We start from the raw sequence: 20,862 nt of genomic DNA on the forward strand, positions 1-20,862 counted from the left end.
TCGAGTAGTGCGAAATCAGAACAGTTTGATCGGATTGACGATGTCCGCGGCGAGCGTGAGCAGCATGTACGCACCGCCGATGACCACGACCACGTAGGTGGCGGGCAGCAGTTTCAGATAGTTGACGGGTGCGCCCGGTGCGAGCCCGCGCCAGCGGCGGAGAACGTCGCGGATCTTCTCGTAGATCACCACGGCGATGTGCCCGCCGTCGAGCGGCAGCAGCGGGAGGATATTGAAGGCGCCGAGGAAGAAGTTCAGACTGGCCAGCACCAGGATGAACATCCCCCAGAGGCCACGCTCGGCGGTCTCGCCGCCGATCCGGCTCGCGCCGTAGACGCTCACCGGAGTCTCCGGGTCACGTTCGCCACCGGTCACCGCCTCCCACAGCGACGCCACTTTCGCGGGCATCTGGGCGAGCGACTGCACGGTGCGGACGGTGAGGTCACCGGTGAACGACAGCGAGGCCGGGATCGCGGTCAGCACGTTGTAATCGGGACTCTTCGGCAGTTCGCGGACGATGCCGACCGCGCCGACCTCACGCTTCTCGCCTGTTTCGGTGTAGCGCACGACCCGCTGGGGGTTGACTCGGAAACTCAGCGACTGCCCGGCGCGGTCGACCGTGTAGGTCATCTCCCCGGTCGCGTTCCTGGTTTCGGTGGTGAACTTGGCCCAGGTGTCGACGGACTTGCCGTTCACGGCGGTGATGGTGTCACCGATCTGCAGCCCTGCCTGTTGCGCGGGCCCGACGCCCGAGCACGGCTTGGTGGTGCGGTCCGGGTTCTCGTCGGACAGGCATTGCAATTCGCCGACCTTCACCGGCGGTTCGGTCAATATCGGCAGCCCCCAGCCGACCGCCATGATCACGATGAGGACGAAGCCGAGCACAAAGTTCATCGCGATGCCGCCGGACATCACCACGAGTCGTTTCCACGTGGCCTGCCGGTACATCGCCCGGTCGATCTCGTCGGGCTCCAGTTCGTCCAGCGCGGTCATGCCCGCGATGTCACAGAACCCGCCGAGCGGCAGCGCCTTGAGGCCGTACTCGGTTTCGCCGCGCCGGAAGGAGAACACCTTCGGCCCGAAGCCGATGAAGTACCGCCGCACCTTCATACCGCTGGCTTGGGCGGCCCACATGTGCCCGCATTCGTGCAACGCGATCGATATCGTGATGCCAAGGGCGAACAGCACGAACCCCAACGCGTAGACCATGTGTTTAGCAGCCCTCCTGCATAGCGCAGCTCGCCTCGATGAAGTGCGACCGCCGGGTCGGCCGCCCACAAACCTGCACCCGCACATCCCGTCACGGCCGCGAGCACCCCGACCACAGTAACCGGACCCCGCCCGACCCTGCGTATTCAGTGTGCCAGGCAGGGCTCACCAGGCGAGTCGATCCGCGGCAACGCGAGTTCGTCGCGCGCCGACGCGCCGACCTCGTGCGTACGCGGTTGGCGAGCGACCTCAGGCGCGCACTCGCGATCGGGCGAAGTCGCGGGCCCAGGTGTCCGCGGCGAGGACCTCCTCGAGGGAGTTCGGTTCGGTGCGCCATTGGTCGGCGGCCTCGATCGCGGCGGCGACGGTGCGGACGATGGCGGGGAAGCGGATGACTCCGTCCAGGAAGGCTTGTACCGCAACCTCATTGGCGGCGTTGTAGACGGCGGTGACGGTGCCGCCCGCTTCGCCGGCCTGGCGGGCGAGGTCGATGGCGGGGAAGACCTTGTTGTCGACGGGCTCGAAGGTCCAGGTGGCGGCGGTGCCGAAGTCGCAGGCCGCGGCGGCGCCCGGCACCCGGTCGGGCCAGCCGAGGGCCAGCGCGATGGGCAGTTTCATGTCCGGCGGGCTGGCTTGGGCGAGGGTGGAGCCGTCGGTGAAGGTGACCATCGAGTGCACGATCGACTGCGGGTGCACGGTGACGTCGATGCGGTCGTAGGGAATGCCGAACAGCAGGTGCGTCTCGATCAACTCGAGCCCCTTGTTGACCAGCGATGCCGAGTTCAGCGTGTTCATCGGACCCATCGACCAGGTCGGATGCGTCTTCGCCTCAGCGGGGTTCACCGATTCCAGCATCTCGGTGGTCCAGCCACGGAACGGGCCGCCGGATGCGGTGAGCACCAACCGGTCCACCTCCTCGGCCCGCCCGCCGCGCAGGCACTGGGCGAGCGCGGAATGTTCCGAGTCGACCGGCACGATCTGGCCGGGCGCGGCCGCGCGAGTAACCAGCGAGCCACCCGCGACGAGCGATTCCTTGTTCGCCAGCGCGAGCCGGGTGCCCGACTGCAAGGTGGCCAGGGTCGGTTCCAGGCCGAGCGAGCCGACCAGCGCGTTGAGCACGACGTCGGCCTCGGTGCGCCGCACCAGTTCGGTAGCCGCGTCGGGACCGGCCAGCGCCACGTCCAATTGCTGAGCGGCGGCCGGATCGGCGACGGCGACATTGCGCGTCCCGGTGGCGGCCATCTGCGCGGCGAGCAGCTCGGTATTGCCGCCGCGCGCGGCCAGGCCGACCACCTCGAACCGATCGGGGTTGGCGGCGATCACCTCGAGCGCTTGGGTACCGATGGATCCGGTACTGCCGAGGAGCAGGACTCTCACGATGTCGGACACGGGTTCATTGTGGCGCACAAGAAAGTACGTGCAGTGCTTACCCGTCCCGCCCGCTGTCAGCGCCCGACCGGCGTGGCCGACTTACAACGACGCGGCGTCGTATGTCACGATATCGAGCAGCAGTCCATCGAGCGTGTACCGGAACCCGCGGTACCCGAACCAGCTAAGGAGCGATCGTGGCCGCCACGGAACTCGAACCCGCCAGCACCGAGCGCGGCATCGTCACTCACGTGGACACCGCCGAGGTTCCCTCCGCAGAGTGGGGATGGAGCGGTGAGTCGCCCCGTACCTTCCGTATCGCCGGCTGGATCACCGCGTTCATTCTGCTTGCGATGATCATCGGTAACCACAAGGGGCGGGTCGAGGACATCTTCCTCATCGGTTTCGCCGCCGCCATCGTCGGCATCCTGGTCCGGGATTCGTTCCTGCGGCGCAAGCCTCGCTAGCTTTCCCGATCAACGGCACCTGATCGTCGCCACGGTCGTTGATCATGGTGCGACCGGCCGATCCGCCGAATGCCCTGAGATATACCGGCTTTCAGCAGGCCAGCGGGGTCGAGTACGGTGTGCGTCGAGAGGTCCGCGGCTCACTCGAGTCGCGGACCTTCGCTGCTGACTTGTGAGGAACCCCCATGCCCAAGATCTTCGCCGCCGCGCTGCTGACCGCCAGCGCTGTCGGTTCCCTGTTCCTAGTCCCCGCCGCCCCGGCGCACGCCCAGTCCGATGCCTGCAACCGCGCCATCGTCGCGATCAACAAGGCCATCGACGGCTCCCCCGATGGTGTCATCGACGACGTCGTCGCGCGGGCACTGCACTTCACGCTGATGTCCCTCGACGCCGAGGGCGAGGAGAAGGCCGCCATCACCGGCTACGCCAACGCCCTGCTCGACGAGAACGTCAGCGACCTGGACCCTTACACCACCGAACTCAACCGAGTCTGCGGCGCCTGACCGCTGCGGGAGTAGCGGCGTCGAGCGGGACATCATGGTGGCCCGCACTCGCGATTCGCCGCCGCTACTCCCGGCTAAGCCGCCCGATACCGGCGAGCGGAACATGCCGCAGCGCTTACTCGCACTTTGCCGCCGCTAAGTCCCGCTCGACGAAAGGTAGTCGAAGACACGGCCGCTCGATGGCGTCGAGCGGGACATGGGGAGCTAACCGCCGCCGTGCCCACTCGACGGCGGGGCGGGGGTCAGGTGACGTGGTCGGCGAGCGTCAGCTGACATCGGCCATCAACGCACGAACGTTGTAACCGACCCATCGAAATGGTCTGCATCAACCCGATTGCCCAGCAGGTCGGGCAGCCGCGGAGTGCGATGAACCCGAGCGGGGCCAGTAGCAGGCTCGCGACACCGATCCACGGCAGCAGCGCGAACGCTCCGATCAGTGCGCCGAATCCGACCACCCCTCGGGCCAGATGCCGCGGCACCGAAGTGCTGGCGAAACTTTGCTCCTTCATCCGCGACCCGCTTCCGCAACGCCGCTCTGCAACGAGTGCTGCACGGCCGAACGAGCCCGGTGCAACCGCGACTTCATCGCCGCGGTGCTCAGACCGAGGCGGTCCGCCACCATTCGCCCGCTGTACCCCTGAATGTCTCGCATGATGAGCACCTGCCGCTGATCGATCGGCAAGCCCGCGATGGCCGTTGCCACCCGCTCCGCCTCCAACCGGCGCATCGCCTCGTCCTCCGCCGAGACCATCGAGACATCGGGTGTCACCTCGACAGGTCGCGCCATCAGCCGTAACTGACGCAGGCACTCGTTGCGCACGATACGAAACATCCACGCCGCCAACGCTCCTGACGCACGCAGCGTGCCGATCTTGCGATACAGGATGATCAACGCCTCCTGCGCAGCATCCTCGGCATCCTCCGGCGACGCACACAGCGAATAGGCGAACCGCCGCACATGCGGATGCGTTCCCGACACCAAGGCGGCGATCGACTCCACATCACCCGCCCGCGCGCAGGCCACCAATTGTTCGTCGGGCCAGCTCATTTCCGGCTCCGCCGACGCAGCACGGCGACACTGCACGCACAAACCAGCAGTGCGCCAACGACAATCGCGACAATGATCACAGCAACCTCCCGAGCCAGTGCCGACGTGGTTGCCGGCACAGGTAAGAGAGGGGCGGACTCCGGAAAAGGATTCACCCGCGCACCGCCCGGATCCGAGCTACCGTCCCCGACGCTTCGCAGGCTTCTTCTTACCGACCGCATTCTTCGCAGGACCAGGTCGGCCACCAGCCCGCTTCGTCACCGACTTCTTCTGCGGCTCAGGCTTTTTCGCCTGCGCAACCGGCGACCGCGAACTGCGCTCGGAGCGACCCCGCACCACGCCCACGAAATCTTCGACCAGATCACTGGTCCGATCCGTCGGCCACGCCAACGCGATCTCGGTGTCCGCGACGTCGGTGACCGTGCGATACACCAGGTCACGACGAGCATGCAGCCGAGCGATCGAGTGCGGAACCACCGCGACACCCACCCCGGCCGCGACCAGCTCGATAGCGCCTGAAACGGCATCTATATCCGAGGCGTCCTGCATCCGCTCGTCGGCCAGATCCGCCATGCTCACCTGCTCGAACACCGAGATCGGATGATCCTTCGGCACCACGACCACCGGCACCTCCCGATAGAGCGGAATCGCACTCATCCCGTCCCGGTCGATCGGCAGCCGAACAAAGCACACATCGACCCGCCCCGCCCGCAACGCCGCTTCCTGCTCCCCCATCGGCACCCCCACCACCTCGAGCGGCGTATCCGGAAACCGCTCCCCCCAGACCCGCGTCCACTTCGACACCGTCACACCGGGCACAAACCCCACCCGCAACGCCGCCGGCCCGTCCGCGGTCTCCTCGACCACCGACTCGGCCCGCGCGATCAACTCCCGCGCCTCCGCCAGCAACGCCTCCCCATCCTCGGTCAACTGAGTGGGTTGCGCGCCCGGCACGAACAGTTTCGTCCCCAGCTCCCCCTCCAATTCGATGACCGTCTGACTCAATCGCTGCCGCGAAATATTCAACCCCTTCGCCGCCCGCGCAAAATGCAGCTCCTCGGCAACCGCGACAAACCACCGCAGCCGCGCGACATCGATCGACTCGAACCGGCTCATGCCAGGAACACTATCGCCACCCGATACGCTGTCTCAGTGAGCCCGGACCCGAACCCCCAGCTGATGAAGCCACTGACCGCAGCCAACAAGCTCGGCATCTACCTCCCCGCGGCCCCCGAATCCTTCCAAAACACCCCCCTCTCGCGCGCCGACCTCGAAGCCCTCCGCACCGACCCGCCGGAATGGCTCACCGAACTCCGCCGCACCGGCCCCTTCCCCCGCGACGTCACCGCCCGCAAACTCGGCGTCTCCAACTCCGGCCTCTCCCGCGCCCAAGTCTCCGACGCCCTCACCGCCGACGAGATCGCCGCCCTCCTCGCCGACCCCCCGGAATGGCTGGTCCGCGAACGCGAGAATTACGCCGAGGTCCTCAAGGAGAACGAGCGAATCGCCGCCAAGGAAGCCGAGCGCCGCGCCGCCACCAACCGCCCCGCCAAGAACCGCACATAGGCGTTTCACCACTGTCCTCGGGATCCCTCACATACCGCTGACGAACTCGCGGTACAGGAACTTCTGATGCAGACTTTCCAGGGTCCCCGAGTGCCGCCGGAAGGGAATCAAGGCGAGGCGCAGTGGCCGGGTAATCGGTATGCCCGGCCCCACTAGTTCCGCCACAGAAGCCGCCGCCTCGATCAACGTCGCCTCGGTCTCATTCGGCTCAGCCGCCTCGAGACCCAGGCGCCGGAGCAACTGGTCGCGCACGCCTTCCACGTCGAGTTCCAAGCGATGCGCTTCCTCCTCGGTATCACAGCGCGACAGCGCTCGCCGGAAATCGACTGCCCGCGCCCGGTATTCGTCGATACGCCCGCACACCATCTCGAGCCACCGCTCGTCACTGAGTCGTCCCCGGTCCCGCAGCGACCACAATCGCCCACCCAGCAGCGGCAATTGGTACTCCAACAGCTGGAGTCGGCGACCATGCCTAGCCCCTGCGACCTTGCGAATTTCGCTGGGTATCCCACGAACCGCGGAGATCACTTCTTCGATCGTGTTGTCGGGAACACCGTCATCGAAGAGATCGAACATCACCGAGAAGTCCCGGCGAAGGGGGTGCGGTGTGTAGGCAACAGCTTTCACCTTCGCCCGCGCCGAGTAGCGCAGCGAGCGCACCAACGTGGCGATGAGCCACAGTTGCTGTTCGGTGTCCTCGATCAAGCTACGGAATTGCCCCTCCATGGCAAACGATGACGCACGCGCCCACTGGCCGAAGGGGTCGAGTTCCACACCGTCGGCACTGGCGATACGCGCCCGGTGATGGCCCTCGATTCTGACGTTCTCCCACTGGTAGTCCGCCCACGCCGCGATATTCGCCAGCATCCGCTGGCCACCGCCGCGCTCCTGCACTTCGCGATCAGCGCGGCGGGTCTTGTCGATGAACCGCAGCATGGTCTCGACACCGGTGGTTTTGAGCGTCTCGATGGCGGTCCGCTCCGCCGTGGCGAGGGCGGTCTGTTCGCCGATGCCGATCGGCATCGGCACGGCGATGCGCAAGTCGAAGAGGTGGCGAAGGATTCGAGGAAAGTCACCGTAGTCGGCGGGCACCGGATTCAACTTGGTCGGGTGCGGTACGAGCACTTCATCGAAGACATCAGCCGCTCCGAGACTCCGCCAGCAAGTCGGCGAACCACCGCACGCAATCCGAGTCGCCGGCAATCGTTTCGGAGAATGTCGGCTCGCGCTGGTTCAGAAACTGCTCATCGAGCGGTAGCGGGCTGAGCCCGTGGCCGTCGGTCGCGGTGCGGCCCATCGCCGTCACCAGACCGATGCCCGCAGCCCCATCCCAGACTTTCTGATCGGGCCGGTAGAACAGGTCGAACTGATGTTCCGGTGCTTGGGACCAAGCGGAGAGGTCGATGCAGGTTCTGACCATGTCCAGGGTTTGGGAGGTGGTGCGGGTCTTCATGACGCATCCGATGTCGGCGAGATCGGCCTCGAACTTCCGCGCGACAGTGTTCTTACTACGCGTGACCGAGGCCCGCCTCGGTGTCTTCGTAGGGCCAACCGGCTCAGCGGTTGTTCCGTTCACCATCACCGCACCCGACCAATGGATCGAGATGGGTTCGCGATCAACACCCAACTCCGGAGCAAGAACGTACGCCGCAGTCGGCACACCGGCTTCGAGAAGGCAGACAACACTGCAGAATTCGCGTCCGCCGGGTGTGATGAACTCACTCGTACCGTCGATCGGGTCGATGATCCAGGTCGGTTCACCCGAGCTGGGCAGCTCCGCCTCATCTTCTTCCGCGACGAAGCGCGACCCGGGAAAGTGTCTCCCGATGGTTTCGATGATGGTCGTCTGAGCCGCCAGGTCTGCCTCGGACAACAACGTGTCGTCGGCTTTCGTACCGACTTGCATCGAGGCGAGGTTGCGGCGGTACCGGCGGAGCAACGGCAGCAACTGCTCATCCAGTGCTTTCCACAACGATCCGACGTCGCTCAAAGCGCCTCCCACGCAGTGTTGTCCTCCGAGGGTAGCGGCTGTGGGGGTCATCGAAGGCGGTAACCCGCCGGTTCAAACCAGGTCCGACGGGGCATTGCACACCGACAAGACCGCACTACGGAAAGAGGCGCGAGACAGCGGGGTTGCGGTAACCACGGCCCGCGAAGGCGTCGAACTCTTCGAACACAGGCAAGCCGAATCCTGGGTGGCATTCCGTGGCGCTGCCGTAACTGCGGTCGACGTCGGTCACCGTGAGTAGCCGATCATGGGAGCGCCAGGGTTCGGCGGCGATGACGGACTCGATGTGCGTATCTCCGCCCTCGGTGCGGACATTCGTGATAGCGACGTACATGTCCGGCGTCGCCCATGAATCCCCTCCGCCACAGTTCTTATATTGCCCGCCGGCTTTCGATCATTTCGCCGCTCACGATCGTGAAACGGATCGACTTGCCCGGCTGCGGTTTCCGGCAGCACACCCCGATGTTTGCATAATACGCAACAGCACCAAGCCATCCCGGTAATGGTGAACGTGAAATCAGAGGTTTGCGACTAGGCCTCAGCAAGGCCGCTACCAGCCGGTCGCGTCGAAATAGTTGAATAACCGCCGCGAACAATAATCCTCAGCTCCCCTGTCAGTGCAACTGGGGAAGTAAATACCCACTGACGTGCCGAAATCCCCACTCTTACACTGGGGATTCACCGGTCACTTTTCGTGTCATGATTCAAACGGTTGTTCAGGCAGTGACGGCAGACCGGTCTGCTGTTGGCCGGGACATCCTCTTGCACAACAGTTCTCGGTTCTCGCTTGCTTCCTTTGTTCGGGCTGTCGCCGCGCGCAATCACCGAAATTGGGTGTCGTGGTGGCCGATTCGCTGACCTGAGCGATTCGGTTCATCGGGGACCGATACAACGTCCCCATAGGGAGGACCCATGCGAACCGCGAAACATACGGGGCTCATCGCCACGGTCGCGAGTCTGGTGATCGGCATATCGGCGGTGTTGGTGGGGTTCACCAATGCCGCGCCGGTGCACACGGCGTCGGTCGGCGCGACCTCCGGCGGTGTCAAGATCGCCTACTACAACCAGTGGTCGGTCTACGAGAACCGCTTCTACCTCAAGAACGTCGATACCTCGGGTATGGCGGCCAAGCTCGACTACATGATGTACGCGTTCGCGAACATCCACCCGACCGAACACACCTGTTTCGAAGCGAACAAGGCGGCGAGCCAGGACGAGAACAACCCGAATGCCGGCGACGGCGCGGGTGACGCGTTCGCCGACTACGGCAAGTCCCACGACGCGTCGATGAGTGTCGACGGCACCGCGGACAAGTGGGACGACCCGATCGTCGGCAACTTCAAGCAGATCAAGCAGTTGAAGGCGAAGCATCCGAACCTGAAGGTGCTGTTGTCGATCGGCGGCTGGACGTACTCGAAGTTCTTCTCCGATGTGTCCGCGACCGACGCCGCGCGCAAGAAGTTCGCGTCCTCCTGCATCGACATGTTCATCAAGGGCAACCTGCCGAAGATGGACGGCTACGGCGGTCCGGGCACCGGCAAGGGCGTTTTCGACGGGCTCGACCTGGACTGGGAGTACCCGGGCGGCGGCGGCCATGTGGGTAACCACGCCTCGGCTGCGGACAGGGCGAACTTCACGCTGCTGACGGCCGAATTGCGCAAGCAGCTGGACGCGCAAGGCGCGGTCGACGGCAAACGCTACGCACTGACCGCTGCGGTGGCAGCAGGACAGGACAAGATCCGCCACTACGAGACCAACAACCTCGGCAAGTACCTGGACCTCGTCAACGTCATGACCTATGACATGCACGGCGCCTGGGACGCGAAGGGCCCCACGAACTTCCAGGATCCCATCTACAGCAGGCCGGACGATCCGATGGCACCGGTCCCGCCGGGCAACGGGAAGTACAACATCGACGCGGCGATCAGCGCATGGACCACCGGCGACAGCTCATACGGCATCCCCGGCGGCTTCCCGGCGAACAAACTGACCATCGGATATCCGTTCTACTACCGCGGCTGGACCGGTGTGCCCGCGGGCAATAGCAATGGGTTGTTCCAACCTGCGACCGGTCCGGCACCCGGCGGTCCGTCCTCCGGCAACGTCCCCGGCATCCGGATGTACAAGGAGCTGGCCGGCGTCGTGGACAACCCGTCGCGCACCTTCTACGACCCCGTCGCCCAGGCCGCCTTCTTCTACGACGGCACGAACTGGTGGGGCGGTGACTCGCTGCGATCCATCCAAGCCAAGTCGGACTATCTGCACTGCAAGGGTCTCGGCGGCGCGATGATGTACTCGCTGGAGAACCTGGATCCGGCGTCGACCCTGTTCAACCAGGTGGTGAAGACCGTCGACGGTACCGCGACGAACTGCAACCCGCCGACATCCACGACCCCACCCACCTCCACGACAACGACGCCACCTACCTCCACTACAACCACTCCGCCCACCTCTACGACAACGACCACCCCGCCGACCAGCACGACGACAACCACACCGCCGAACGGAAACGGTGTGATCAACGGCGATTTCGAGACCGGCGCCCTGTCCCCGTGGTCGTGCGCGGGCAACCTCGGCTCGATCACCACCACCGCGGTGCACGGCGGAAAGAACGCCCTCACCGGCGCGGCGAGCAACAGCGACACCGCCCGCTGCTCCGAGGAGATCACCGTCGAACCGAACCGCACGTACACGCTGTCGGCCTGGGTCAACGGCAAGTACGTATACCTCGGCGTCACCGGCTCCGGCACCACCGACACGTCCACCTGGACACCGGGAACCAACGGTGCCTACCAACAACTTTCGACCAAGTTCACCACCGGACCTTCCACCACGAAGGTCACCATCTGGGTCCACGGTTGGTACGGCCAAGGTTCATACAACGCGGATGACATCACGCTGAAGTAGGAACCCGTAACGCGAAGGTGGGTCTCGCTCGACGAGACCCACCTTTCGTGGCGTCTATACCGTCAACCGCCACCCCTGTGCCCGCTCGCGTTCCCGCCAGAAGTCGGCGTACTTTCCCTCCTGCGAGATCAGCTCATCGTGGTTGCCGCGCTGGACGATTCGTCCGTTGTCGAGCACCAGGATCTGGTCGGCGGCGGCGATGGTGTGCAGGCGGTGGGCGACGACGAGGAGGGTGCGCTGCTGGGCGAGTACGCGGATCGCGTCGACTACCGCCGCCTCGTTGTCCGGGTCGAGTGCCGCGGTGGCTTCATCCAGCAGCACGATCGGGGCCTGCTTGACCAATGCCCTGGCTATCGAAACCCGTTGGCGTTCACCGCCGGACAGGCTGACACCGCCTTCGCCGACGCGGGTGTGCCAGCCGTCGGGGAGACGTTCGACGATCTCGTCTACGCGGGCCAACCGGGCGGCGTCGCGGATTTCCGCGTCGGTGGCGTCGGGCCGGCCGAGGCGGATGTTGGCCTCGATGGTGTCGTCGAAGAGGTACACGTCCTGAAACACCATGGCAAGCTGGCTCATTCGCGCCTCGGTGGTCAGTTCACGCACGTCGACACCGCCGACCCGGACCGTGCCTGCGTCGACATCCCAGAAGCGCGCGGCCAGCCGCAGCAGCGTTGTCTTACCTGCTCCCGACGGGCCGACGATGGCCGTCAGCGTGCCGGGCCCTGCCTCGAAACCGATGTCCCGCAGCACCGGTCGATCGCCGTACTTGAAACCGACGTGCTCGAAACTCACCGCGCCGGGTGTAACCACCTGTGTCACTGCACCTTCCGGCAGCGTGGGCACCGCAAGCACCTCGTCGATCCGATCGATGTTCTCCGCGGCCACCCGCAACGCCGCCCCATGGTCCATGATCTCGACCAGTGGGCCGACGAACCGAGTGACGAGTACGAGCAACGCGATCAACTCGGCGGCATCGAGCGAGGTGCCCAACGCGAGGGCGACGCCGATGACGATCAGCGCGACGAACACCGCCTGCACGGCGACGGAGAACACGAGCAGGGCGGAGACCGCGTTCCGGCTCAGCTCACCGAAGGCGCGACGCTCCCCGACCAGCGCGTTGTCCAGCAGATGATTGTCGGTGCCGGTGCGGCCGAAGGCCCGCAGCACCGGTTGGCATTGCGCGAATTCCACCACGCGCCCGGCCGCCTCGACCGCAGCGTCATCGACCGCGCCGAAACTGCGCGCGAGGGCATGCTGCGACCAGCGGTACGCGGCAAGCAGCACCACACCGGAGAGGGCCAACGCCACCCCGAGCCGCCAATCGAACAGCAGCATTCCCACGGCCACGACCGCCGGGGTCACCACCGCACTGACCACCGGTTGCATCAGATGGGCCGGCACACCGAGGATGCTCATCGTCCCCTGCGTCATGGTGTGCGTCAGCCGACCGGTCCGGTCGGTACCGAACCAGCCCAACGGCAGTTCGGCCAGATGGCCGCCGACGCGGTGATGCATCCCGGCCAGCAGGCTGTCGGCGATCCGCTGGCCGTGTATGGCCTGCGCATAGAACACCACGCACGTCACGACCGTCGCCGCAGCGAGGGCGGTCAACCACGGTGCCGCGGCGTCCCGATCGCCGTTCAGCAGCGGACGCAACACGGGAACCACGAGTAGTAGGCAGCCGCCCTGCAGCACCGAGAAGGCAACTATCAGCCCCACCCATCGAATGAACCGTGCTCGATCGTCCGGATGGACGATCCGAAAGAGCTTGCGGATCATGCTGATTCCTTTCCATAGGCCGACTGGGCCGAGCCGGCGGGAGCAACAGCGACCGTGTCGTGCCGCTGAGTCGCCCACATCCGCGCGTACTCGCCGTCGGCCGCGAGGAGTTCGTCGTGGGTGCCTGCTTCGAGCACTCGGCCGCGTGCGAGAACAACGATGCGGTCCGCGCCACGAATCGTGTACAGGCGGTGGGCAATCACCAGCAGAGTGCGACCGGTCACCAGGCGCGACAGCGCATCCTGCACCGCCGCTTCGGATTCCGGATCGGCGAAGGCCGTCGCCTCGTCCAGCACCAGCACGGGCGCATCGGCGAGCAACGCTCGCGCGATCGAAATCCGTTGCGCCTCACCGCCAGAGAGCTGCGCGTCGACGCCGACCACGCTGTCATAGCCGCGGGGTAAGTCCGTGATGCGCTCGTGGATCTGCGCCGCCCGCGCAGCGGCTTCGACCTCAGCGAAGCCGGCATCCGGCCGTCCGAGCGCGATGTTGTCGCGAACGCTGGTGCGCAGCAACGACGTTTCTTGAAAGACGAACCCGACCCGGCGATACAGTTCCCGTTCCGCGATATGCCGTACATCGACGCCACCGATCCGCACAGCGCCACCATCGACATCCCAGAAGCGTGGCAGCAGACGCGCCAGCGTCGACTTCCCCGAACCCGAGGCACCCACCAGCGCGGTGACCGTGCCCGGCTCCAACACCAAGTCGACACCGTCGAGCACGGAAGTCTGCCCGTCGTAAGAGAAACGCACAGCATCGAATTCGACACGAGCCTCGCTCGGCACCGACGGATCGGCGACTCGCGGCAGCTCAGGGGTCGCGAGCAGTTCGGCGACGCGGCCGGCGGCGGCGGTCGCCTGCTGCATTGCGATCGCACCGAAGCCGAGCGCCAGCACCGGCGCCCCGAGCCCCACCGCCAACATCACGAACGCGATGAGCTCGACCGGGTCCGCCCGCAGCCACATCCCCCCACCGAGGGCGACCACCAACAGCACCGGTGGCGAAATCATCATGGACGCAAGCGCATCCAGCCGCCGCGTCGGTCCGGCCCACTCGCTGAAGAAGCGCGCGAGATCGTCGCCTGCGCGCTGGTAGCGGGCCTCGCGCCCGGCTCGCTCGAACGCCTTCACGACCGCGATGCCGTCGACGAACTCGACCATGGCCGAGTTGACCTTGTCCACCTCCGCGTTCCAGCGCGCCATCCGCGCCCCTTCGCCGCGCTCCATGTACGCCACCAAGCCGAACCACAGCACCAGCGGCGCCAGACACAGCGCCGCCAACCGCCAGTCGAGGAAGAACAGATAGCCCAGTGCCACAACGGGAGTGACCACGGCGGCCACCAGATCGTTGATGGCGTGCGCCACCACGTGGTGCACGGCGGTGACATCATCGGACAGCGCTCGTTTGACCCGACCGGAGCTGTGCTCGGAGAACCAGCCGAGCGATACTCGGCTCAGCCGCAGCGCCGTGCTGCGCCGGATCTGCAGGCCCACATCGGCATCCGCGTTGTGGCTCAGCGTGTACGCGAACCCCGCACACACCGTGCGGATGACGAAACCGATGGCCGCCACCGCCACGAACGCCCAGATCCGGTCGCGATCCACCGCGTCATCACCGAGGAACTCGCGGGCGATCTCGACGATGGCGAGATACGGCGCGAGTCCGGCCAGCGATCCCAGCAGCTGGAGCACCCCCGCCACCGCCAGCCGACCACGCACGGGCGCGAGTACGACACCCAATCCGCCGCGCTTGTGTTCCGGCTGCGCCGCCTCAGCCACCGTTGCGTCATCTCGCACTGCCGTAGTCATCCGGCCCCTCGCAAATTAGATCAGTGTTTCAATTCAGAGTGTATAGATGACTCCGACGAATGCAAGAGTGTTGAATTCAACCCGCCAAGGGCCGTCGGATAACGCAGGGCGACTGCGGATTACGTGGTGACTGCCCTCGCCCGCCGTGCGATCCGGCGCCTCCGGTCGAGCACCGAGGCGGCCGAAACACGTCGGCTACTGCCTCGACGCACCGAGCTCCGCCAACCGCACCGCGAGCCCGTCCAGCACCCGGTCGAGTGCGTATCGGCAGAACTCCCGCTGCATAGCGTCGCGCACAGCGCGATCACCCTCGAAGCGGGCGACCATCCGCCGCATCTCCTCGGTGCCGGTTCCCGCGGCGGGATGCGATTCGAGCATGGTCAGCAGGCCCGCCAACCCCGCCCCGGTGTCGACGTGCGCTTGCTGGTCGCCGATCGCGATCAGCCCGAGACAGGTGTCGAAGGCGGTGGAGTACGCGACTGCGGACTCCTCCCCCCACCCCGCTTCGACCATCAGCCGCATCCCGGTGGCGAGCGTCGGCAGGAGTTGGTCGGTCTGCGGACCGTTGTGCAACAGCCAGGTGGCGACACCGGGCCACTGCGGCAAGTGGTCGATCATGGCCGACAGCACGCTGTGCAGCATCGACCGCCAGTCGGTGTCGTCGATCGTCAGGTCCATCAAGGCGTACACCCGGTCGACGACGGCCGCGCAGACCTTCGCCCGGTCGCCGACGTGGTGATAGATCACCGACAGCGACGTGTCGAGACGGGCGGTGAGTTCACGCATGCTCCAGCCGTCGAGCCCCCGCTCGGCCGTCAGGGCCGTCGCGGCCGCCACGATCATGTCGCGCGACATGCCGGTGCGGTAGGCGCGCCTGGAACCTGCGGGCATCGGTATCCCTAATCGTGAGTGGAGTTGGAACGGCGATCCAGAGCATAGATCCGTGCACACCCTGGGTGGCGGTCTGCTCCACCTTGGGGGATCGAGCCCAGCACTCGGGGATCTGAAAACGGCGGACGTTGCGGTGGACAGTTGAAGAAGTCACCACCAGCGAACCCGGAGCCCCCGATGTCGATCTCGAGCACCATTGCCACCTCGGCGGCACGCCGTGCGACGGTGTCGACCGAAGACGGTGTGGCGCTTGCGGTTCGGGAATACGGGCCGCGGAATGCAGAGCTCACCGTCGTTCTCCTGCACGGGCATTGCCTGCGCACCGAGTCGTGGACCGACGTGCGCGACGCGCTGCGGCGCCAGTACCCAGGCGCTCGAGTCGTGTGCTACGACCACCGTGGGCACGGCGACTCCGCCGCGGCGTCCAGGCAGACCTACCACCTCGATCAACTCGGGCACGACCTGCGCGACGTGCTCGACGCCGTCGCTCCGACCGGCCCGGTGGTGCTCGTCGGCCACTCGATGGGCGGCATGACCGTGCTGACCTACGTCAGCCAGCGACCGCACGAGATCGGCACTCGGATCGTCGGCGTCGCACTCATCGCGACCGCGGCCAGTGGGCTGGCCGACGCGGGCTTCGGGCGTCTGCTGCGCAACCCGGTGATCTCGGTGTTCCAGGCCGCGGTTCGACGGGCTCCGGTGCTGATGCATCATGCGAAGTTGTTGGCCTGCAAGGTTTTCGCACCGATCATTCGGATGGCTGAATTCGGCGATCGCAAGGTCAGCGCGCGAGTGCTCGCTCTCGCCAACGCGATGCACAACGAGACGCCGATCGTGACGATGGCGGGTTTCCTGAGCTCGTTCATGGACTACGACCGGACCGATGCGCTCGCGGTGCTCTCGAAGATTCCGACGTTGGTGCTCTGCGGGACAGCAGATTTGATGACGCCACCCGCGCACTCCATCGCTATGGCCGCGGGCGTCGAGTATTCGGATCTGGTGCTGGTCGAGGGAGCTGGGCACTCGGTCATTCTCGAGCAGCCGGGGCAGGTTGCCGAGGCTGTTGCTCGGTTGGCGAGGCGGGCGAGCGGGGTTCGGTCAGAGGCGCGTCTCACGCTCGTTGCATAGCGCTTCCGCTGTTCGCGGTGTCGCGCGGTCAACCGTCAGCACCACCGACCGGTCGATCCGCACGACACCCGCGCGACTCGGAGACTCAGGTGTACTGCGCCTGCTGAGCGATGACGAAACCACCCTGACCGTTGGCGTCCTGCCCGGTGTCGAGAACCTTGTCGTCCAGGAACGCCGCGGCATCCTCGTCCAGGAAGATGCGTGACCCTTCGGCGGTCAGGATCTGGTCTTGCTCAGCCGGTACCGCGGCTACCTCGAGCTGCAGCGTTTCCGCGCCGTCGGCCGTGGAGATGCGCAGCCCGGCATCCTCCGGTGTGCCTTCCGCGGACGTAATAGTGCGAACGACCTCGATGGCGGTGGGGGTGAGCATCAACATATATGTGGTTCCTTCCCGCTGTCGTGACAGTCAGCCAAGAATTTGGCGAACTCCGATCCCGCCGACCGCCACCAACGCCCCCATCGGCGTCGGCAGGCCATACCGGCGTTCTCTCAGGAGTAGCCATAGGCTGCTTCCCGAAACTATATTTTTCACGGTCGGCAGCGTTTCCCCTGTTCAGAAGCGAATTGTGAGCCTCGCCGCAGCCGGTCGGCTAGCGGTCAGCGGCCTGGTTCGAGTGCGGAACATCAGGGGGCGAAATCACGGCGTGCAGTGCTGCGGCGGCGTCGAGGAACGCTGTGGAACGCATCGTGAGGGTGGCGTCCCGGGCAGCCAAGGCGGACTGCACGTCGTCGGATCGGTGGGCCTGGCGCAACTCGGGCAGTACGGCTCGGAGGTGGGTGATCGGGTAGCCGGCTTTGCGGAGTTGATGGACGATGCGGGCGTCCCGAACCTGCGCGGGGGTGTAGTGCCGTGCTCCCTGTTGGGTTCGGCTGCGGTCTGGGATGACCAAACCTTCTGCGTCCCAATGCCGCAACGTCGATGTGCGGATGCCGAGGGCGTCGGCGAGTTCGGTGATGCTCATCGAATCGGTGCCGCGTACGTCGACGATCGGCTCGAAGGCGATCGATGCGGAGGCTTGCCGGGCGTGGCCGAGTTCGACGCGCTCGACGTGCAGACGTGCGTGCGCGGCGTCGAGCAGGGCAAGAGCTGCCGCGAGCGGGCCCGTGTGGACGGTCCGAAGAATCTTCTTGGCTTCGGTCGGGCCGGTAGCGACCGCGAGTGCCCGGTAGGCAAGTGCCGAATGGAGGTGTATCTCTGCATAAACGCGGTGTCCGCCCGGAGTACGTGTCGCAGGCGGCAGGACGCCCTCGCGTTCGAGGTTGCGCACCTGCTGCACCGAGTACCCGACACGGCGTGCGACATCGACGGTGCGCGTGACCGGCAAGTTGAGGTTTCGCAAACAGAACTCCTAGAGACCGTGCCCAAAGTCCACACAAGCACTTGAATGACACGCTGGAACCATGACCCTAGACGAGATCATCGACTTCGTGGCAGCGCTCGACGGCGTACTGACCCTCCGCCCCACCGCCGGCGACCAGTGGCCGGAGATCAGCTGGGGCGACACCTTCTTCTACTACTCCCCCGACGGCGTCGTCCCCACCAACACCCAGCCCTTCGCCACCATCGTCACGAAGGACTACCCCGACGACCAGAGCTCGCGCCTGAACCGCCCGAATACCTTCCGAGTCAATATCGCCGCAGGAAAAGACGCTTTCATCGACCACACCGGTCACCAACCACGCGAGGCAACCACCACGGACGTGGACCACAGCGCCACCGACACCGTCATCCCCCACCCCATCTACGGCACCGCAGCCTGGCTCGCCGTCGTGAACCCCGGCACCCGCACCGACGCCGTGACCCGCGAACTACTGCACACCGCATACCTCCGCGCACGTTCCCGCTACGAGCGGCGGGCCGGAGCAGACGCGCGCTGATCTCCCGTCTCCACCCCTCACGCGGGCGTCTTGAGCTTGCGATAGCAACGATTAGCTGTGAATGTGGCCCGGAATCTCGTCGGCGACGCCCTTATCGTTGCTATCGCAACGTTAAGGTTCCCGCGCGATTCCAGCCAGTCTTCGCAATACGTCACGCTAACGTCCTGCTAGAACGCAGCGAACCCGCTGAGCCCGTCAGATCGACCGAATCATTAGCCACGACCACACCGAATGCGTGCGGTCACAGCACGCGGAGAGCGGTCAGCCGCCAGCCGGCCCGAGTGCGAGCAATGCGTGCGGCAAGCGCGAAATGACGGTGTCCTCGGTCGTACGAGGCGCACAGCTCCGCCGCAGCACCGTTGACCATCACGACGTCGACCCGTCTCAGTACCGCCGTGCCCAATTCAGCGCCAGGCACAAAGCCACCCTTGATCACTGTGCGCACCACCGCCACCACCGCCGGGTCGGCAATGTGGCCGAGCTGCGCGACCGGTCGATGACGATCGAGCACTTCCAGGGCGCATCGCAACACGCGATGAGCGAATTCCTTTGCCTCGCTATCCGATTCGTCATCGAGACGCGCCCCGAGGTGCCCAGCCCGCAGCATGCGACGCGGAGCCGCCCTGACCGACCGTTGCGACCGCTCGGAATGCAGTGCGTCACCGGCCGACCGACTCGCAGACAACCCCGCCGCACATTGCCGGCGGTCTTCCACCGGTGCGGTATTCAGCGCAGGCGATGGTCCGACAAAGCAATCCACTTCGACTCCCCCTCAGCTCACGTCGCGTCCCCCGCGATCGAATCGCGAAAGCATCTCACGCACATGCCGCCACGTCCACCAACCAAGCGACCACTCTTGTACGACCGACCGCAAACACCTGCCCGGGTAGAACCAACCAGCACGCCCTCGTCACCACTGATGGCACCGTGCGCAGTCGGAAGTAGACCCGAAACGCCTTGTCTCCCAAGCTTGCCGAGTCGCTACAAATGTTCGGTCGTGCGTTTACCGATGGCCACACTGAGCGCGTCCAACTCGGCAAGGACATCGACGGCGGCCCAGACCCGATTGCGCTTGCTTTCCGACAGGACCTCGAGGACGCCGACCTCAGTCAGCCTGCCCAGCGCGCGATAGGTGCTCGCATCGGTGGTCCCCGCGATGCGTTGTGCGGTATCCGCGTTGAAGATCGGTGTGTCCAGCAAAGCGGCGAGCAACGTCTCGTCCGCAGAGTTCGCCCGAGGCCGAGCAAGCTCGCGCCAGCGCGCCGGCAATGCCGCCAGTGCGCGGGCGGATTCCTGAGCCGCCTCGCTGGCATGGAGCGCGCCCACTGCGACGTACTCGACGAATGCGTCCACTCGTCCTTCACGATAGGCACCGAGCTTGGCGAAGTATCGGGCGGTATCGGCCAGCATCGCCGAAGCCAACGGCACAGTGACCCGTTGGGTCAGCTCGCGGCGACGCAGGACTGCGCTGATCAGTGCGCGTCCGATTCGGCCGTTGCCGTCGGTGAACGGATGAATGGACTCGAACTGGGCATGTGCAATAGCGGCCTGCGCGAGGATCGGCAGATCGTTGCGATTGACGAAGACGAGCAGGTCCGCCATCAGCTCGGCAACCAACTCGGCGGGCGGCGGAATGTACGCCGCGCCAATGGGTGTGTAGTCACTGCCCCCGATCCAGTTCTGCACGTCGCGCAGCTGGCCCGAATCCCGTGCCGAGTAGAAGTCAGGCGCCATCAGCAGTCGATGCGCTGCCAGGAGATGGTCCATCGTGACAGGTCCCCTCCCCGCCGTATCGACCATCGCGATCAGCGCCTTGACCGCCGCAAGCTGCGACTGCGCCTCGACACTGGCCTTCCCACCCGCCACCGCTTTACCAAACGCACGCCAGCCCGCATCGATGTGCTCGATCTTCGAGGAGGCGACCGATTCGCTGCGCAGAAGGAAATCCGCCAGCGGCGCCAGATGCTCCCCGAAACCCGCCTCCAGACGGGCGATAGCGATGACCGCCGCTTCGTGCGCGCGAGCTACGGCCCCGACGGTGTCGTACTCGAGGTCGCCGATGAGCGGGGGGATCGCCACCGCGATTCGGTCGAGCGTACGGTCAGCTCGCGAACCCTGCCGTTGGCGAGGGTTCCAAGCACGCTCCTCGATGCGGTGCGGTGGCCCGTTCATAGTGTGCTTTCTCGGTTGAAAAGCTACTTGATATCAACATAGCTTACTTTTGACCACCAAAACGCAGCTATGGATTTCTTGTTGTAGGTTTTGCATCCGCTGGGCCGTGCTGGGAGTTCGCATGCTC

The 20,862-nt window shown here is 65.6% G+C and carries 21 protein-coding genes; 6 read left to right on the forward strand and 15 right to left on the reverse strand.

Features of this window, described 5'->3' with window-relative positions; all coding sequences use genetic code 11:
* Window positions 1-15: 15 nt before the first annotated feature.
* Both DMB37_RS09650 and dxr read right to left on the reverse strand, forming a co-directional pair.
* Window positions 16-1,209, reverse strand: coding sequence for an RIP metalloprotease (locus tag DMB37_RS09650; RefSeq protein WP_135232401.1), 1,194 nt, complete (start codon window positions 1,207-1,209; stop codon window positions 16-18).
* Between the two features lie 249 nt (window positions 1,210-1,458).
* The gene (gene dxr, locus DMB37_RS09655) at window positions 1,459-2,598 is read right to left on the reverse strand and encodes a 1-deoxy-D-xylulose-5-phosphate reductoisomerase (protein ID WP_135232402.1); all 1,140 of its coding nucleotides are present in this window, start codon (window positions 2,596-2,598) and stop codon (window positions 1,459-1,461) included.
* Window positions 2,599-2,774: 176 nt separating this feature from the next.
* Between dxr and DMB37_RS09660 the strand changes: the two genes are divergently transcribed.
* Together DMB37_RS09660 and DMB37_RS09665 are read left to right on the forward strand one after the other, a co-directional pair.
* Entirely contained in the window at window positions 2,775-3,044 is a 270-nt protein-coding gene (locus tag DMB37_RS09660; protein WP_107658342.1) for a DUF2631 domain-containing protein, read from the forward strand.
* Window positions 3,045-3,229: 185 nt separating this feature from the next.
* Window positions 3,230-3,547: a hypothetical protein gene (locus DMB37_RS09665; RefSeq protein WP_135232403.1), complete on the forward strand. Its 318-nt coding sequence runs from the start codon at window positions 3,230-3,232 to the stop codon at window positions 3,545-3,547.
* Window positions 3,548-3,789: 242 nt separating this feature from the next.
* On the opposite strand, the gene DMB37_RS09670 is transcribed toward DMB37_RS09665, so the two are convergent.
* From DMB37_RS09670 to DMB37_RS09680, 3 genes are all read right to left on the reverse strand, one after another.
* The gene (locus DMB37_RS09670; protein WP_135232404.1) at window positions 3,790-4,056 is read right to left on the reverse strand and encodes a hypothetical protein; all 267 of its coding nucleotides are present in this window, start codon (window positions 4,054-4,056) and stop codon (window positions 3,790-3,792) included.
* The gene (locus DMB37_RS09675) at window positions 4,053-4,595 is read right to left on the reverse strand and encodes an RNA polymerase sigma factor (protein WP_135232405.1); all 543 of its coding nucleotides are present in this window, start codon (window positions 4,593-4,595) and stop codon (window positions 4,053-4,055) included. The genes DMB37_RS09670 and DMB37_RS09675 overlap by 4 nt, the downstream gene beginning before the upstream one ends.
* A 177-nt stretch (window positions 4,596-4,772) precedes the next feature.
* Window positions 4,773-5,711, reverse strand: coding sequence for a LysR family transcriptional regulator (locus DMB37_RS09680; protein WP_135232406.1), 939 nt, complete (start codon window positions 5,709-5,711; stop codon window positions 4,773-4,775).
* A gap of 36 nt (window positions 5,712-5,747) precedes the next feature.
* Between DMB37_RS09680 and DMB37_RS09685 the strand changes: the two genes are divergently transcribed.
* Window positions 5,748-6,161: a DUF5997 family protein gene (locus tag DMB37_RS09685; RefSeq protein ID WP_135232407.1), complete on the forward strand. Its 414-nt coding sequence runs from the start codon at window positions 5,748-5,750 to the stop codon at window positions 6,159-6,161.
* Between the two features lie 27 nt (window positions 6,162-6,188).
* On the opposite strand, the gene DMB37_RS09690 is transcribed toward DMB37_RS09685, so the two are convergent.
* The 3 genes from DMB37_RS09690 to DMB37_RS09700 all read right to left on the reverse strand — a co-directional run bounded on the left by DMB37_RS09690 (window position 6,189) and on the right by DMB37_RS09700 (window position 8,503).
* Window positions 6,189-7,286: a hypothetical protein gene (locus tag DMB37_RS09690; protein WP_206055223.1), complete on the reverse strand. Its 1,098-nt coding sequence runs from the start codon at window positions 7,284-7,286 to the stop codon at window positions 6,189-6,191.
* 13 nt (window positions 7,287-7,299) lie between these two features.
* Window positions 7,300-8,151, reverse strand: coding sequence for an inositol monophosphatase family protein (locus tag DMB37_RS09695; RefSeq protein WP_135232408.1), 852 nt, complete (start codon window positions 8,149-8,151; stop codon window positions 7,300-7,302).
* Window positions 8,152-8,266: 115 nt separating this feature from the next.
* Complete coding sequence (locus DMB37_RS09700) at window positions 8,267-8,503, reverse strand: hypothetical protein (protein ID WP_135232409.1); 237 nt, start codon at window positions 8,501-8,503, stop codon at window positions 8,267-8,269.
* A gap of 578 nt (window positions 8,504-9,081) precedes the next feature.
* On the opposite strand from DMB37_RS09700, the gene DMB37_RS09705 reads away from it, so the two are divergent.
* A complete protein-coding gene (locus tag DMB37_RS09705; RefSeq protein ID WP_135232410.1) occupies window positions 9,082-11,076 on the forward strand; it encodes a glycosyl hydrolase family 18 protein in 1,995 nt (664 codons plus the stop codon).
* A gap of 54 nt (window positions 11,077-11,130) precedes the next feature.
* Here the strand turns inward: DMB37_RS09705 and DMB37_RS09710 are convergent, their stop codons facing one another.
* From DMB37_RS09710 to DMB37_RS09720, 3 genes are all read right to left on the reverse strand, one after another.
* Window positions 11,131-12,855, reverse strand: a complete 1,725-nt coding sequence (locus DMB37_RS09710; protein ID WP_135232411.1) for an ABC transporter ATP-binding protein — start codon at window positions 12,853-12,855, stop codon at window positions 11,131-11,133.
* Window positions 12,852-14,666, reverse strand: coding sequence for an ABC transporter ATP-binding protein (locus DMB37_RS09715; protein ID WP_135232412.1), 1,815 nt, complete (start codon window positions 14,664-14,666; stop codon window positions 12,852-12,854). Before DMB37_RS09715 ends, DMB37_RS09710 begins: the two co-directional genes overlap by 4 nt.
* Before the next feature lie 195 nt (window positions 14,667-14,861).
* Window positions 14,862-15,557, reverse strand: a complete 696-nt coding sequence (locus tag DMB37_RS09720) for a TetR/AcrR family transcriptional regulator (RefSeq protein WP_135232413.1) — start codon at window positions 15,555-15,557, stop codon at window positions 14,862-14,864.
* A 177-nt stretch (window positions 15,558-15,734) separates the two neighbouring features.
* Here DMB37_RS09720 and DMB37_RS09725 point away from each other — a divergent pair, with 177 nt between their 5' ends.
* On the forward strand, window positions 15,735-16,685 hold the full coding sequence (locus DMB37_RS09725; protein WP_135232414.1) for an alpha/beta fold hydrolase: 951 nt from the start codon (window positions 15,735-15,737) through the stop codon (window positions 16,683-16,685).
* An 85-nt stretch (window positions 16,686-16,770) separates the two neighbouring features.
* On the opposite strand, the gene DMB37_RS09730 is transcribed toward DMB37_RS09725, so the two are convergent.
* Entirely contained in the window at window positions 16,771-17,061 is a 291-nt protein-coding gene (locus tag DMB37_RS09730; RefSeq protein ID WP_107658355.1) for a hypothetical protein, read from the reverse strand.
* A 214-nt stretch (window positions 17,062-17,275) separates the two neighbouring features.
* Entirely contained in the window at window positions 17,276-18,025 is a 750-nt protein-coding gene (locus tag DMB37_RS09735) for a MerR family transcriptional regulator (protein WP_135232415.1), read from the reverse strand.
* A gap of 61 nt (window positions 18,026-18,086) precedes the next feature.
* Here DMB37_RS09735 and DMB37_RS09740 point away from each other — a divergent pair, with 61 nt between their 5' ends.
* Window positions 18,087-18,563, forward strand: a complete 477-nt coding sequence (locus DMB37_RS09740) for a DUF6194 family protein (RefSeq protein WP_135232416.1) — start codon at window positions 18,087-18,089, stop codon at window positions 18,561-18,563.
* Window positions 18,564-18,804: 241 nt separating this feature from the next.
* Here DMB37_RS09740 and DMB37_RS09745 read toward each other — a convergent pair whose 3' ends face one another.
* Complete coding sequence (locus DMB37_RS09745) at window positions 18,805-19,170, reverse strand: Rv3235 family protein (RefSeq protein WP_135232417.1); 366 nt, start codon at window positions 19,168-19,170, stop codon at window positions 18,805-18,807.
* Between the two features lie 374 nt (window positions 19,171-19,544).
* Entirely contained in the window at window positions 19,545-20,735 is a 1,191-nt protein-coding gene (locus DMB37_RS09750; RefSeq protein WP_135232418.1) for a Fic family protein, read from the reverse strand.
* Window positions 20,736-20,862 lie beyond the last annotated feature (127 nt).

This window comes from Nocardia sp. CS682 (assembly GCF_004634405.1).
GTDB classification, from domain to species: Bacteria; Actinomycetota; Actinomycetes; order Mycobacteriales; family Mycobacteriaceae; genus Nocardia; species Nocardia ninae.

What these genes read in the sequence shown, in the direction of transcription:
- DMB37_RS09650 (WP_135232401.1), bottom strand. Translation starts at nt 1,209, where the DNA reads ATGGTCTACGCGTTGGGGTTCGTGCTGTTCGCCCTTGGCATCACGATA.
- DMB37_RS09665 (WP_135232403.1), top strand. Translation starts at nt 3,230, where the DNA reads ATGCCCAAGATCTTCGCCGCCGCGCTGCTGACCGCCAGCGCTGTCGGT.
- DMB37_RS09670 (WP_135232404.1), bottom strand. Translation starts at nt 4,056, where the DNA reads ATGAAGGAGCAAAGTTTCGCCAGCACTTCGGTGCCGCGGCATCTGGCC.
- DMB37_RS09675 (WP_135232405.1), bottom strand. Translation starts at nt 4,595, where the DNA reads ATGAGCTGGCCCGACGAACAATTGGTGGCCTGCGCGCGGGCGGGTGAT.
- DMB37_RS09680 (WP_135232406.1), bottom strand. Translation starts at nt 5,711, where the DNA reads ATGAGCCGGTTCGAGTCGATCGATGTCGCGCGGCTGCGGTGGTTTGTC.
- DMB37_RS09700 (WP_135232409.1), bottom strand. Translation starts at nt 8,503, where the DNA reads ATGTACGTCGCTATCACGAATGTCCGCACCGAGGGCGGAGATACGCAC.
- DMB37_RS09705 (WP_135232410.1), top strand. Translation starts at nt 9,082, where the DNA reads ATGCGAACCGCGAAACATACGGGGCTCATCGCCACGGTCGCGAGTCTG.
- DMB37_RS09710 (WP_135232411.1), bottom strand. Translation starts at nt 12,855, where the DNA reads ATGATCCGCAAGCTCTTTCGGATCGTCCATCCGGACGATCGAGCACGG.
- DMB37_RS09715 (WP_135232412.1), bottom strand. Translation starts at nt 14,666, where the DNA reads ATGACTACGGCAGTGCGAGATGACGCAACGGTGGCTGAGGCGGCGCAG.
- DMB37_RS09720 (WP_135232413.1), bottom strand. Translation starts at nt 15,557, where the DNA reads ATGCCCGCAGGTTCCAGGCGCGCCTACCGCACCGGCATGTCGCGCGAC.
- DMB37_RS09725 (WP_135232414.1), top strand. Translation starts at nt 15,735, where the DNA reads ATGTCGATCTCGAGCACCATTGCCACCTCGGCGGCACGCCGTGCGACG.
- DMB37_RS09730 (WP_107658355.1), bottom strand. Translation starts at nt 17,061, where the DNA reads ATGTTGATGCTCACCCCCACCGCCATCGAGGTCGTTCGCACTATTACG.
- DMB37_RS09740 (WP_135232416.1), top strand. Translation starts at nt 18,087, where the DNA reads ATGACCCTAGACGAGATCATCGACTTCGTGGCAGCGCTCGACGGCGTA.
- DMB37_RS09745 (WP_135232417.1), bottom strand. Translation starts at nt 19,170, where the DNA reads ATGCTGCGGGCTGGGCACCTCGGGGCGCGTCTCGATGACGAATCGGAT.
- DMB37_RS09750 (WP_135232418.1), bottom strand. Translation starts at nt 20,735, where the DNA reads ATGAACGGGCCACCGCACCGCATCGAGGAGCGTGCTTGGAACCCTCGC.